General features: G+C 48.5%; 10 protein-coding genes. 6 read left to right on the forward strand and 4 right to left on the reverse strand.

What is annotated here, in order from left to right; translation table 11 throughout:
- Positions 1-125: 125 nt before the first annotated feature.
- Positions 126-1,409, reverse strand: coding sequence for an IS110 family RNA-guided transposase (locus tag AB840_RS07095; RefSeq protein WP_048514143.1), 1,284 nt, complete (start codon positions 1,407-1,409; stop codon positions 126-128).
- 349 nt (positions 1,410-1,758) lie between these two features.
- Between AB840_RS07095 and AB840_RS16445 the strand changes: the two genes are divergently transcribed.
- Genes AB840_RS16445 through AB840_RS07105 form a run of 4 tightly spaced genes read left to right on the forward strand, consistent with a single transcriptional unit; the run spans position 1,759 to position 6,239 of the window.
- The gene (locus AB840_RS16445) at positions 1,759-1,929 is read left to right on the forward strand and encodes an ESPR domain-containing protein (protein WP_078791699.1); all 171 of its coding nucleotides are present in this window, start codon (positions 1,759-1,761) and stop codon (positions 1,927-1,929) included.
- A 20-nt stretch (positions 1,930-1,949) separates the two neighbouring features.
- Positions 1,950-4,697, forward strand: a complete 2,748-nt coding sequence (locus AB840_RS07100; RefSeq protein WP_048514144.1) for a beta strand repeat-containing protein — start codon at positions 1,950-1,952, stop codon at positions 4,695-4,697.
- Positions 4,613-4,810 carry a 6-carboxyhexanoate--CoA ligase gene (locus tag AB840_RS16030; protein WP_078791700.1) on the forward strand — a complete coding sequence of 66 codons (198 nt, stop codon included), beginning with the start codon at positions 4,613-4,615 and terminating at the stop codon, positions 4,808-4,810. Before AB840_RS07100 ends, AB840_RS16030 begins: the two co-directional genes overlap by 85 nt.
- A gap of 19 nt (positions 4,811-4,829) precedes the next feature.
- Entirely contained in the window at positions 4,830-6,239 is a 1,410-nt protein-coding gene (locus tag AB840_RS07105) for an FAD-binding oxidoreductase (protein WP_048514145.1), read from the forward strand.
- Positions 6,240-6,304: 65 nt separating this feature from the next.
- On the opposite strand, the gene AB840_RS07110 is transcribed toward AB840_RS07105, so the two are convergent.
- Complete coding sequence (locus AB840_RS07110; RefSeq protein ID WP_048514146.1) at positions 6,305-7,225, reverse strand: Fe-S protein; 921 nt, start codon at positions 7,223-7,225, stop codon at positions 6,305-6,307.
- A gap of 197 nt (positions 7,226-7,422) precedes the next feature.
- Here AB840_RS07110 and AB840_RS07115 point away from each other — a divergent pair, with 197 nt between their 5' ends.
- Entirely contained in the window at positions 7,423-7,683 is a 261-nt protein-coding gene (locus AB840_RS07115; protein ID WP_048514147.1) for a hypothetical protein, read from the forward strand.
- 155 nt (positions 7,684-7,838) lie between these two features.
- On the opposite strand, the gene AB840_RS07120 is transcribed toward AB840_RS07115, so the two are convergent.
- Both AB840_RS07120 and AB840_RS07125 read right to left on the reverse strand, forming a co-directional pair.
- The gene (locus tag AB840_RS07120; protein ID WP_048514148.1) at positions 7,839-9,716 is read right to left on the reverse strand and encodes a carbon starvation CstA family protein; all 1,878 of its coding nucleotides are present in this window, start codon (positions 9,714-9,716) and stop codon (positions 7,839-7,841) included.
- 427 nt (positions 9,717-10,143) lie between these two features.
- Positions 10,144-12,021 (reverse strand): carbon starvation CstA family protein, encoded by a 1,878-nt coding sequence (locus tag AB840_RS07125; RefSeq protein ID WP_048514149.1) that lies wholly within the window; start codon positions 12,019-12,021, stop codon positions 10,144-10,146.
- Between the two features lie 458 nt (positions 12,022-12,479).
- On the opposite strand from AB840_RS07125, the gene AB840_RS07130 reads away from it, so the two are divergent.
- Positions 12,480-13,580 carry an iron-containing alcohol dehydrogenase family protein gene (locus AB840_RS07130; protein WP_048514150.1) on the forward strand — a complete coding sequence of 367 codons (1,101 nt, stop codon included), beginning with the start codon at positions 12,480-12,482 and terminating at the stop codon, positions 13,578-13,580.
- The last annotated feature ends 115 nt before the right edge of the window (positions 13,581-13,695 follow it).

Genomic DNA, 13,695 nt, shown 5'->3' on the forward strand with positions numbered 1-13,695 from the left:
AAAAGCTATCTGGTAATATGTCAAGACCTTAAAAGAAAGATTTGAAGAAGAAATCCAGAAAAAAGGGTACACTTAACAAACCTTTCCCTCAATCTCAAAAAAAGAGAAAGTATGTTCGCTTCGTATTAAGCTTGGTCTACTCTGTTGGAAGAGTAGAGCTGATGCTTGGCCAGCAATCCAAATATCAGTCTGACTAACTTACGAGCGGTGAGCGCGAGTGCCCGTTTGTGCTGATGTGTTTTCACTTCAGCATACTTCTTCTGGTAAAACGCAGCGAATTCGCTGCAATGGTTCTTTACATGGCTGGTAGCTTCCAAAAGGTAATACCTCAGGTAGGCATTTCCCGCCTTGGATAAGGGAGTATCTTCCCCGGTGAATCGGGATGATTGGTTTTCACGCCATACGAGGCCGGCATATTTCGCTAATGCCTCTTGGGAGTGAAATGCACCAATATAGCCGATTTCCGAAAGGATGCCAGCCGCCATGACGGGACCTATCCCTGGGATAGACAATAAGCATTGGTAGGCATTGGGGTCCAGGCCCCGGAGTGTTTTCTCAATAGCCTTATTTACCGCCCTGATTTCTGCCTTATAAGTAGCAATGACGGTGAAGGATGAGGCAATGGAAACGGTCAGTGGCTCATACAAGCATTTGTCTAACCGGTACGAATTCCGGGCCGCTTGCTTTAACAAGCTGGCCGTGTCCTCGGGAACTGGAAATCGATTATGTCCCTTTTCACAGAGGTAGTGGATGAGGTCTTCCATCGGCATGTCAATGATCTCTTCGGTAGAGAGAAAGTCGGTAAGAACCGAAGAGGCCGTAGCCCCAAAGCTATGGGAAAAGGGTTGTTCATCCGGGTCCAGCATAGAGAATTCGCTGAACTTGAGGAAGATGTTGGAAAGCATGTAGGCCTTTTCACGGGTCATGGCTTTCGCTAAATGCAGCCGATGGCGTGTCAGGCGCTGTAAAGCTAAGAACTGACTGCCGCGCCAGGGCTGAGTTGTAATCCGGTTGGCACGAGCGAAATCGGCGATGACAAAGGCATCCATGGCATCGTTCTTACCCAGGTCGATGAAGGACTTTTTATAGTTCCGGATGACCTTCGGATTCAAACAATACACGAAGGTGTGGAACGGAGCCAGGACGTCACAGGAGGATAAGTAGTTGGCAATGTGGATTCCATAAAAGGAAGTCGATTCCAACGCGATAATTAATCTGGAAAGGTCCGAACGGGATGGGAGAGCGATCGCCAATCGTTGGGCCAGTTCCACGGCGCCGGGCTGATTATTGGCTACTTTGAAGCGTTGTAATGGTTTCTGAGATTCAAAATCCAGGAGTACTACAACATGGCTGCGGGAGCCAATGTCAACCCCAACAAAAAGAGTAGAAAGAAGATCTGCCTTCTTCAAACAAAACACCACCTTTCCGGCTAAGGATAGAAGGGTGAACAGGGATTATCCTGATCTTAATGGCTGACTGCATCCTCGCGAATGAGCATTCACCCGTGAGAATCAACGTTGCTGGATCCATTCTCGCCCGGGGACGCAATATCTGTGTAAGCAGTATGTGACAACTAAGGCAGGCGTCAAGCTTTTTGAGCAGTCACCGTAAGACAGGCCGCAAGGAGAAAAAGACGTTCCCTGGCCACCAATCTCTATTAGTAATTGTAGCATCAGGATGTTCCCATGAAAAATTATTTTACACCGTAAGCGAGGCGGAAATCTTGCTTACAAATATATTATACGAGGAGCTATCATTATGAATCGTATTTACAAAGTTATTTACAGTAAGGTGAAGCATTGTTATGTAGTGACTTCGGAATTTGCGAAAGCTAATACCAAAGCAAGCAATACGGGCAGTAAAACCAAAACAGCAGCCGTTGCAGCAGCTGTGATGTTAGCTATGTCCATGGGGGGGGGGGGGCTTTAGTCCTTGCAGATGATACGACAGTGCCGGCAGATACGGTGCAGAACGAACAACAGAATCAGATTGCGACAGATCCGGCGACACTTTTTGCTTTACAGGAAATAGCACTGAAAAGCGGTAAACAATCTCCTGCGGCGCTAGCAGAGTTGCCAAAAACAAGCCAACCGGCGGCCAATACCGTAAGCACGGAAAAGACAGAGACACTGGCTGCGAAAATAGACGAACCGGTCACCGAACAGCAATCGGCAGTAAATGAAAATGGATTTTATGTGTCCAATGGACAAGGAACATATAATTCACTGACAAAAGACGGTCTCTGGGTTGGCGGAACCAATGATACTACGGGACTTCATGTCGATAACAATGGAAAAACGACAATATCTGACGGTACCCATACGACGACGATTGATGCGGACAGTGTTACAACAGGGACACTCCATGCTAAAACGGGTGAGATTGAAGAAGATCTGACAGTAGGCGGCAAAGCGACTGTCGGTAATCTCAAGGTTAACGGCTCTGAAACAGTAGCCGGAGACAGCCATATTGGCAGAAATCAATATGTTGATGGTAATTCCTATGTAGGGAAAAATAGTATGGTAGAAGGAGCGGTATCTGTCGGCAAAGACCTTACCGTTCAAGGTCAATCTAATTTGAAAAATACAACCGTAGATGGCACTCTTGGCGTGACGGGCAGTGCAACCGTAGATAAAAACCTGACAGTCCATGGCCAAAGCAATTTGAAGGATACAGATGTAGACGGAGACCTCGATGTTACAGGCAGTACTACTGTGGGGGCAGGTCTTACGGTCCAGGGCCCAAGCAATCTGAAAAATACAATCGTAGATGGCACCCTTGGTGTAACCGGCGATGCCAATGTAGATAAAGATCTGACGGTCACCGGCCAGTCCAACCTGAAAGATACGACGGCAGACGGTACGCTGAGCGTAACCGGCAATGTCACCGTGGATCGCGATCTGACGATCAATGGCACATCGAACCTGAAAAATAGGAACGTCGGCGGTCAATTAGATGTTACTGGCAGCGCTGTAGTCAAGCAAAATCTGGAGGTCCAAGGCAATACGGATCTGCAGGGAACGACAGTACATAAGAACCTTGCGGTAAAGGGCAATGAAATTGTTGATGGCAATAGTGCCATAGGCGGCGATCAGGACGTCGCTAAAAACTCTCACATCAAAGGTAACAGTACGATTGACGGTACTGCGGCGATAGGTAGTAATCTGACTGTAGGCGGTACTACATCGTTAAAAAATACGCTTGTGCAGGGAACGCTCCATGGAACAGGGAATGTTACCTTGGATAAGGATTTGGCTGTAGGCGGAAAATCCTATTTGAAAGATACGGATGTAAACGGTAAGCTGACGGCTGATACGGCGGTCATCGGGCAGACTGTAGAACTGTCGAAAGACGGCATCAAACTATCGGATAAGAATTATTGGAAGCCCAATGGCGGCATGGAAGTGACCCAGGGAGACAGCAAGCTTTCCGTCAATGATCAGAACGTATTTATTGCTCATGGTGCTAATACTGTAACCGTAGATGGACAAGGTACGACCATCACGGGAAATACCATGCTGAATAACGATCTGACAGTAGCAGGAAAGACCCATCTGAAAGCCGTCGATGTAGACGGCAAGCTCAACGTGGGCGACAATATTCATACGGATAAAGGTGTTATTGCAGAGGGCGGCCTGTCGGCGGCGGGCGATAAATTCCATGTCGATGGAACTACTGGTAATGTACGAACTGCTGGCAGTCTCGCCGTGGGGGGAACATCTACGCTGCATGATACAGATATGTACGGCAATCTGAATATATATGGCAAAGAAAAAGTTGCCGGAGACAGCCAGATTGGTGGTAATCAGCGAGTCAATGGCTATTCTCATATTGTGGGAGACAGCTATGTCGATGGGCAGCAAATTGTAGGCGGTAATTCTCATGTCAAGGGAAGCAGTACTGTCGATCAGGATCTCACCGTGAGCGGCAAGACGGCACTGAACGATGAACTGGAAGTCACGAAAGGTATTTCCGCAGCTGGTGGAAACTTCACTGTAGACGGAACGAACGGCACTACGACGTTTGGAACATCCAATACGGCACCAAACGGTACTGTCAAGGTGGATGCAGTCAATGGCAGCGTCCGTGCAAATAGAGCGTTCCTGATTGGAGAGGGAGCTGTCAAAGATGCTGCGCTGGATGCCAAGGGCCTGGCCGTAAAGAGCAATGATGCAACAGTTACCCTCAGCACGCAGGTTACGCTGGATAAAGCTGGTCTGAAAGCAGCGAGCGATGACGCTGCGGTCACACTGGGTGACAAAGTCACGCTGAATAAAGAAACCTTGACATTGAAAGAAGGCGGCATCTCGGCAGCAGATGGGAAGTTCAGTGTAGATAAAGCGACAGGGAATGTGGCAACGGCAGGCACGTTAGGCGTAACCGGCAAGACGACTCTGAACGACGAACTGGAAGTCACCAAAGGGATTTTCGCAGCTGGTGGAACCTTCACGATAGCGGAAACGACGGGAAATGTAGCAACGGCAGGCACGTTAGCCGTGAGCGGCAAGACGACTCTGAAAGACGAATTGGAAGTCACGCAAGGAATTTCTGCAGCTGGTGCAAACTTCATGGTAGACGGAACGACCGGTAAACTTACAGCTGCCAGCGGTAGATGGATGCAGAGCGTTCCTTGTCTGAACCGCGGGGAGGCAGCAAAAATCATTTTCAAGAGGCGCTTGTTCTGGCCAGTAAAGTAGCGCATGCTCCGCATAGTATGGCAGAGATTTGTATATCTGACGATCCTGAGGCTGTCAGGAATATTGATTTTACGAGCCCGGTCAGATGTTGTAAAATAAAGGTATCTGAATAGAGCTTAGGAGGACAGAACGTTGAATAAATATCATCAGGTGACTCCCGCTGTATTGACAGCGCTGCAGGCGATTGTGGGAGAGAAATATGTGTATACGGATCGTGATAAATGCATCCCGTATGAATGCGATGAAGGAGTGGGAAAGGAATATATCCATATGCCGGAGGCTGTGGTACTGCCGGCTGATGCAGCGCAGACCGCGGCGATTATGCGGCTGGCCAATAGGGAACGTATTCCTGTCGTGCCGCGCGGTGCCGGGACGGGATTGGAATTTGGCGCGGTAGTCAATGAATTTGGTGGGATTATCCTCAGTACGGAACGGATGAACCGGATAGTAGAAATCGATGCGGAGCGCTTATATATGGTCGTCGAGCCCGGCGTGGTGACGGCGGTGCTTCAGGAGGAGGCCGAAAAGCAAGGTCTGCTGTATGCCGGAGATCCTTGCAGCGGCGACAGCTGCTGTATCGGCGGCAACGCGGCGACGAATGCCGGCGGCAATCGGGCTGTCAGGTATGGGACGACGCGCGATCAGATTTACAGTATCGAGGTTGTGACGCCAACCGGTGAAATCACGACCTTTGGCAGTCGTTTGAAAAAGGTATCGACAGGATATCCTCTGGAAAAGATCATTATCGGCTCGGAGGGAACCTTGGGAATTATTACGAAGCTGACGCTCCGGCTGGTGCCGCTGCCGCAGCATACGGCCCATATTTTGGCGGTATTTCCGTCAGTCGATACGGCGTTGTCACTGGTTACGGCGCTGCCGAAGGAGGGTATCGAAGTAACGTGCCTGGAGTTTATGGATCATGAGGTCATCCGTGTTGTCGGGCAGTATCTGGATGAAAAGCAGCCCTATGCTGATCAGAATGGGAACTACATGATCATACAGCTGGATGGCAAAAGCGAGGCGGATCTGGATGACGGCTGCATAGCCGTAGATGAGGTGTGCCGTCAGTGCGGCGCCATGGAGGTATTTGCCGCCGATGCGGCAAAGGTGTGGAAGGTTCGCAAGGTTTTTACGGAGGCATCGGCCGCCGAGTGCCCTGTTGCCGCCATGGAGGATTTTGTCGTGCCTCCGGATCAGCTGAAAGAATTGCTGGATCAGCTGCAGGCGGTTGGAAGGACGCAGCATATTTCTTTCCGCGGCGTCAGCCACGCCGGCGACGGCAATCTGCATCTTGACGTCTTGCGCCGCGGCTTTACAGAGGAAGAAAGCCAGGAGAAGGTCGAGGCTTTTGAAGATACGGCATATCGTATTGTGTATTCGCTGGGCGGCAGGATTTCCGGCGAGCATGGCATTGGCCAGAAACGAAAAAAATGGCTGGCCCGGTATACGGATCCGGTGGCGTTACAGCTCATGAAGGCTGTCAAAAAGGCCTTTGATCCCAACGGTATTTTGAATCCGGGAAAGTTATTTGATATGGAATAGAAGGGCAACGCAAAAGAATGCTGTTCGTCCGGGAGGTGTGCCGGATGGACAGCGTTCTTTCGTGGCTATTGAGATGCTTTCAGTATGCCTTCGCCATGGAAACTGGGAATAAAATCTGTACTGGCGCTGGCCTTTTCCTGGACAAAGCCGTCTTCGATGCCGCTGTCGAAAAGGTATTGCTCGGCTTTGTCATATTCCGCATCCGTCAGGGTACGATTGATTTCCGGATAGTCGGCTGCGCTGCCGCAGGGGACGTATTGACGCATGAGGCTGAATAATACCTGTCCCTCCGTGAAATGGTCTGCTGCCCAATCAATGACGCGTTTGGTGTTTTCGATACAGTCAGGAAGGATGAGATGGCGAATAACGACGCCCTTTTGCAGCATATTATCGTCATCCAGCTCATACGGGCCGACTTGGTCGTACATACGCAGAATGGCCTGGGCGGCAATGTCCGGATAATCGGCAGCGCCGCTGTATTTTTGAGCCAGATCAGCATCCATGTATTTAAGATCGGGCAGGTAGATTTGAATATGGCCGGCCAGTCTGTCGATTGTCTCTGTCGTTTCGTATCCGCCGCAGTTGTAGATGACGGGAACTGGCAGCGGCTCCTGCAGGCTTTCCAGTATAGCTTGTATATAAGGCGTCGGGGTAACCAGGTTTATATTGTGTGCGCCGCGGCAGATCAGCTCACAGTAGATTTCACGCAGACGGGCTGGGCTAATGGGGATACCGGTGTGACCGCTGCTGATTACGCTGTTTTGGCAGAAGCAGCAGCGCAGATTACACCCTGTAAAAAATACGGTGCCGGAACCGTGCTTGCCGCTGATGCAAGGCTCCTCCCACTCGTGGAGAGCCGCTCTGGCAGCGACAGGCTGCAAGGGGCTGTGACAGTATCCAGGCATTGTGCGATACGGCGTATAGGTAAGGCTGCGGACGACTCCGCACTGCCGGGGACAGTCGCGGCAGGGTGTTTTTGATGACATGATATGCATCTCCTTTGCGTATTTTTTTATTATACCACACTGCGCAGATTGCGGGGGCTATACCCGACGTGCGAAAAATACTGAATGAGATACAATCAAAGCGGAGTGTATGCCGTATATAGGATGCTAACTATTAAAAGTCAAGTCTAAATTTGAAGCTTTTTGAATGAATTACGGATGAGAGGGTCATACAGAGGGTGAAACGGTATCTGAAAAGCGGCATTATGGAAAACGGTGTTGTCGTAAAGATAGAGGAAGGGTTGCCGCAGGGCGGCAGCCTGTTCCTCTTACTAGCCAACAGCTACCGCGACAAATGTTTGCCAGAAGAGATGTTCCATGCGTCCGCTGCGCAGATGACATTATACTTTTGGGAAAAAGCTGACACGCCGCGGAGGCGGCCTGCAACCGCAGGGATTATTGGAGAATATTCCAAGCGAGGTCATTACACATGGCGGTAACAAAAGAAAGACTGGTACGCTGGGGCTTCTATGATATAGCCACAACATACCAGTCAGTGTACGTAACCTATTGAACCCGCCGTGTACCGAACAGTATGCACGGTGGTGTGAGAAGACGGGAAGCTAGGCACTCCCTCCTACTGATTATTCTTATTTTAATGATGCGCAATGGTCAGGTCGTGGAAGCGTTTGGCCTGCGGATCGGTCTTGATAAGTTCCTGCAGGTGTTTCAATTCTTCTGCTTCTACGGTTTCCGTTGTATCGTAGCTGGGCGGTACCGTCTTTGATAGATAGAGGCACTTTTTGATAGCGCCGATACTGACGATAATGACCAAAATAGCCATGACAGCTGATACAACGAAGAGAAGCCATTCGCCCTTGGGCAGATAGATTTCAAACATATTCAAGTAGTCTGCCCAGAAGATAACGATAGTCAGGAAGACCCAGGGAATGACAGTAACCCAAAGGTAACGGGCCTTGCCAATACTGCAGATAACGACTGAGGAAATTGCCAGGGTAATGATAGCCAGCAGCTGGTTAGATACCCCAAATATAGGCCAGATCGTAGACAAGTTGCCCTGCAGGACGATGTAACCCCATGCGCCGCAGATCAGAGCTGATGCGATAATGGCGCCTGGTGTCCAATGGGGATCGCCGAACTTGGGCCATACACGGCCGATCAGTTCCTGCAGCATATACCGGCCTACACGAGTGCCGGCATCAATGATTGTCATGATGAATAACGCTTCAAACATGATGCAAAAATGGTACCAGTAATTCATGAGGTGATCGAGCCCTGGAATATTGGAGAAAATGAAGGCCATGCCGACTGCCAGAGAAACAGCGCCGCCGGGACGATGGGCTACATTTTCTCCGACCATCTGGTTCAGCTGCGGCAGATCGACGACCTGAATTCCCAAAGCCTGGAAATGGGCTGCGGTGGAGTTGATTGCAAAATAATCATTAGGAACGAGAGAGCAGGCAGCGATCAATGCCATCATGCCGACAAAGGATTCTGTCAGCATAGCGCCGTATCCTACAGGGAGAATGGAACGTTCGTTCATAAGCATCTTCGGTGTCGTACCGGTACTGATCATGCAATGGAATCCGGAAATAGCGCCGCAGGCGATAGTAATAAAGATATACGGAAGAACCGGACCCGTGATAACCGGTCCGCCGCCGGATACGAACTGCGTAACGGCAGGCATTTGGACGGTAGGCCCTACAATGATAATGCCGAGAGCCAAGGCGCCGATGGTACCGATTTTCATGTACGTGGACAGATAATCGCGCGGTGCAAGGAGCAGCCATACGGGGAGCGCTGCAGCGATAAAGCCATAAATAATAAGAGCAATAGAAATACCTGTCGCATTAATTGTAAAAATAGGGGCCAGTACCGGCGAGGCGGAGACCGTCGGGCCGAGGATGACTGCCAGAAGCGTCAGGACGACGCCGATAACCGTGCCTTCTCTGATTTTTCCGGGGCGAAGGTACTGCATGTAAATCCCGATGAAAATGGCGATAGGAATTGTCATACCGATAGTGAATGTACCCCAGGGACTGTCGTGGAGGGCATTGACGATAACGACAGCCATACCGGCCATAGCCAGGATATTCAGAAACAGCACCGCAAAGGATGTAGCCAAGCCTACTTTGTCACCGATCTGCGCCTTGGCGATTTCGGCAATGGACTTGCCGTCATACCGCATGGAACAGAATAAAATGACCATGTCGTGGACGGCACCAGCCAATACCCCGCCGATTAAAATCCATAAAGCACCGGGCAGGTACCCGAACTGTGCCGCAATAACCGGGCCGACAAGCGGGCCAGCACCCGCGATAGCTGCGAAATGGTGGCCGAAAACAACATATTTGTTCGTGGGAACGTAGTCGTGGCCATCTTCGAAGCGAAATGCCGGAGTTACCTTGTACTGATTAACCGTTAGCACCTTGGCGGCGATGAACGCGCCATAGAAACGGTATGCCAGTACGAATACTAATGCGGAAATAATAACTAAATACAAACCATTCATACAAAAAACCTCCTTCTTGAGAATATAGCCATACCTATCGTTTTGAGATAGTTGAGAATAAAGAAATGGGTTTTCCGACAGGTATACCCTGTGTTGACATCTATACTATATATCAATGTACTTAAAAATTCAAGTTATATATAATGAGTATGACATAAAATTTATGATTATTTGTTCATTTAATAAAAACTTATATGCATAATATGATAAAAAGAATGGTTTTAGGACTAAATAAATCATTTTGTTTTATATATAATATGAGATAAAAGCATAGATAATGTTGCATACAGATTTTTTTTATTTTTACTGTAATATCGAAATACCGAAAATGTATAAATGATCTGTTGGCTAGTATGAAAATTACGTATAAAGAAAAGCGGTCGCATTCTCAGGAATGCGACCGCTTTTCTTTATACGTATATAGTTTTTAATGACTGGAGATAGTTAATTCTTTGAAACGTTGTGCTTTCGGATCTGTTTTTACAAGTTCTTCCAAATGCTTCAATTCTTCTGCTTCTACACTTTCCGTAGTAGAATAGCTGGGAGGAACTGTTTTGGATAATGCGAGACATCTTTTGATTGCGCCGATGCAGACGATGATAACTAAGATCGCCATGATAGCAGAGACGATGAACATGAGCCATTCTCCCTGCGGCAGATAAATAGTAAACATATTGAGGAAGTCTGCCCAGAAAATAACGACTGTCAGGAATGCCCAGGGAAGAACGGTAACCCATACATAGCGAGCCTTCCCCATGCTGCAGATAACGACAGAGGAAATAGCCAGAGAAATAATAGCCAGCAGCTGGTTAGAGACCCCGAATATAGGCCAGATGGTAGACAAATTGCCCTGCAGGACGATGTAACCCCATGCTGCGCAGATCAGAGCGGAGGCGATAATGGCGCCTGGTGTCCAATGGGGATCGCCGAACTTGGGCCATACACGGCCGATCAGTTCCTGCAGCATATACCGGCCGACACGAGTACCGGCATCAATAATCGTCATAATAAACAAGGCTTCAAACATGATGCAGAAATGATACCAATAATTCATGAGGTGATCAAGCCCCGGAATGTTGGAGAAGATGAAAGCCATACCGACGGCCAAAGAAACGGCACCGCCGGGACGATGGGCAACATTTTCACCGACCATTTGGCTTAATTGCGGCAGATCGACGACCTGCATGCCTAAGGCTTGAAAATGAGCAGCGGAAGAGTTGATTGCAAAATAGTCGTTAGGGACGAGTGAACATGCTGCGATCAATGCCATCATAGCAACGAAGGATTCTGTCAGCATCGCGCCATAACCGACCGGCAGGATGGAACGTTCGTTCATAAGCATTTTTGGTGTGGTGCCGGTACTGATCATGCAGTGGAAACCGGAAATCGCGCCGCAGGCGATCGTAATAAAAATGTACGGAATAACCGGGCCGGTAATAACCGGGCCGCCGCCTGCGCAAAATTGCGTCATAGCCGGCATCTGGATCATGGGGCCTACAATAATAATGCCAAGAGCCAGGGCGCCGATGGTGCCGATTTTCATGTACGTGGAAAGGTAATCACGCGGAGCAAGAAGCAGCCATACGGGAAGCGCCGCAGCAATAAAACCATAAATGATAAGTGCGATAGAAATGCCGGTGGCGCTGATGGTGAAAATAGGGGCCAGCGTCGGAGATGCGGCAACGACAGGTCCGAGAACGACAGCCAGTAATGTCAGAGCGACACCGATGATAGTGCCTTCTTTGATTTTTCCGGGACGAAGGAATTGCATATAAATGCCGATGAAAATAGCGATAGGGATTGTCATTCCTATCGTAAAAGCTCCCCAGGGGCTGTCATGAAGCGCATTGGCAATAACAACCGCCATGCCGGCCATGCAAAGGATATTTAAGAACAGTACGGCAAAGGAAGTTGCTAAGCCTACTTTGTCACCGATCTGCGCTTTGGCGATTTCGGCAATGGACTTGCCGTCATACCGCATGGAACAGAATAAAATGACCATGTCGTGGACAGCCCCGGCTAATACCCCGCCGATCAAAATCCACAAGGCACCGGGCAGATACCCGAACTGTGCCGCAATAACCGGGCCGACAAGCGGGCCAGCACCGGCAATGGCTGCGAAATGATGGCCGAAAACGACATACTTGTTCGTGGGAACGTAGTCGTGACCGTCTTCAAAGCGAAACGCCGGAGTTACCTTGTACTGGTTGATCGTTAATACCTTGGCCGCAATAAATGCACCATAAAAACGGTATGCCAGCACGAATACTAAAGCAGAAATAATAACTAAATACAAACCGTTCATACAATAAAACCTCCTTTTATCTGAATTAGTATACCCTATTAGAAAATGCTCTGAAATAGTTAAGAATAATGCCTTTTTTTTAATAGGTGTATCCTATATCCTCATACACTATATAGCAGTATACTGAGAAATTCAAGATAATCCTTGTCAACTATGACTTGCAAAGTCATTACAAAATGTTCATTTAAATAAAACGTTTAATCATATATGACCAAACGATACTATATGGTGAATATATGATTTTATATCATACATCATAGGGTATGCCATGAGAAAAAAGTATGATGCCAAATTGATATATATCATTTACTCATGTTCGACCATGCCATCGCATTATCATTTTGGTAGTCACACCAAAGAGATAGTGATATAATAAACATCAAAACAAATTCTTTTTGATGAATAACTAAGAATAGGCTGAAAATAATGTGAGTGTCTTTGGGTTTGGAGGGATTTTTATGTCAAAGTTTGATTATACATTGGTACTGCCGGCATTTACGATCGGAACGGCACCTTATGCGGAGATCGGTAGAGTTACCAGGCATTTTGGTAAAAAAGTAATAATCATCGGCGGAAAAACGGCGTTGGCCAAGGCTGAGGACCGGCTTATGGGGGAACTGCGGAGTACAGATCTGGAAATACTCGATACCGTGTGGTACGGCGGCGATTCCACTTATGAAAATGTGGAGGCACTGCTGGCTAATCCGGCCGTGCAGCAGGCAGATCTCATTTTTGGCGTAGGCGGCGGACGGGCCATTGATACCTGTAAAGTCGTTGCCGATAAGGCCGGGAAGGCATTTTTTGCGTTCCCGACGGTAGCATCCAATTGTGCGCCTTCCACGGCAATTGCTGTCATGTATAAAGAAGATAAATCTTTTGCCGGCTATTATTATCTGCCCCAGCCGCCGGTGCATACTTTTATTGATATGACAATAATCGCAGACTCTCCCTTTGAACTGTTTTGGGCTGGTATCGGCGATGCTATGAGCAAGGAATGCGAATCGGAATTGGCCAGCCGGAAAGCCGAAATTTTTCATACAGTCCTGCTGGGACGGGCCTTGGGAAAGGTTTGTACGGAACCGTTGCTGGAACATGGTGAAAAAGCGTTGGCTGATTTTAAGCAAAAAAATATTACTTTTGAATTGCAGCAAGTCGTGCTGGATATTATTATCAGCACAGGGCTTGTATCCAATTGCACGACTGGGGATAATGGGGAATATTATTACAATTCTTCCCTGGCGCATCTGTTTTATAATTCGTCTACGGTGCTGCCGCAGGTAGTGGAAGGGCATCTCCATGGGGAAATCGTTTCTTTCGGAGTTCTTGTGCTGCTGACCTACGACAGGCAGTTTGCACTGCGTGACCGCATTGCCGCACTGTATAAAAATGCGGCGTATCCTGTGAAATTGGCTGATTTGGATATCCAGGAACAGGAAGTGGACGCTATTGTTGAGAAAGCGCCGTCTATTACGGAATGGCATTGCGTGCCGGAACCGCTGACTCAGGACGCATTTAAAAAAGCGATTTTGGAGACCGACACGTTTGGCCGCGGCCTGTGACCGCTGTTCGTCCAACAGACGGATTCGCTATCCTATACGTTATAAGAAGCTGCAGAGACACGCGTCCCGGCAGCTTTTTTGATGACTGGGCGTATTGAGGAAGTGACCGGCAGCG

Origin of the sequence: Megasphaera cerevisiae DSM 20462 (assembly GCF_001045675.1) — a bacterium.
GTDB lineage: Bacteria > Bacillota > Negativicutes > Veillonellales > Megasphaeraceae > Megasphaera > Megasphaera cerevisiae.

Bases quoted from the DNA above. Each gene is read 5' to 3' on its own strand.
- AB840_RS07130 (WP_048514150.1), top strand. From the start codon at position 12,480: ATGTCAAAGTTTGATTATACATTGGTACTGCCGGCATTTACGATCGGA.
- AB840_RS16030 (WP_078791700.1), top strand. From the start codon at position 4,613: ATGGATGCAGAGCGTTCCTTGTCTGAACCGCGGGGAGGCAGCAAAAAT.
- AB840_RS07120 (WP_048514148.1), bottom strand. From the start codon at position 9,716: ATGAATGGTTTGTATTTAGTTATTATTTCCGCATTAGTATTCGTACTG.
- AB840_RS16445 (WP_078791699.1), top strand. From the start codon at position 1,759: ATGAATCGTATTTACAAAGTTATTTACAGTAAGGTGAAGCATTGTTAT.
- AB840_RS07110 (WP_048514146.1), bottom strand. From the start codon at position 7,225: ATGTCATCAAAAACACCCTGCCGCGACTGTCCCCGGCAGTGCGGAGTC.
- AB840_RS07125 (WP_048514149.1), bottom strand. From the start codon at position 12,021: ATGAACGGTTTGTATTTAGTTATTATTTCTGCTTTAGTATTCGTGCTG.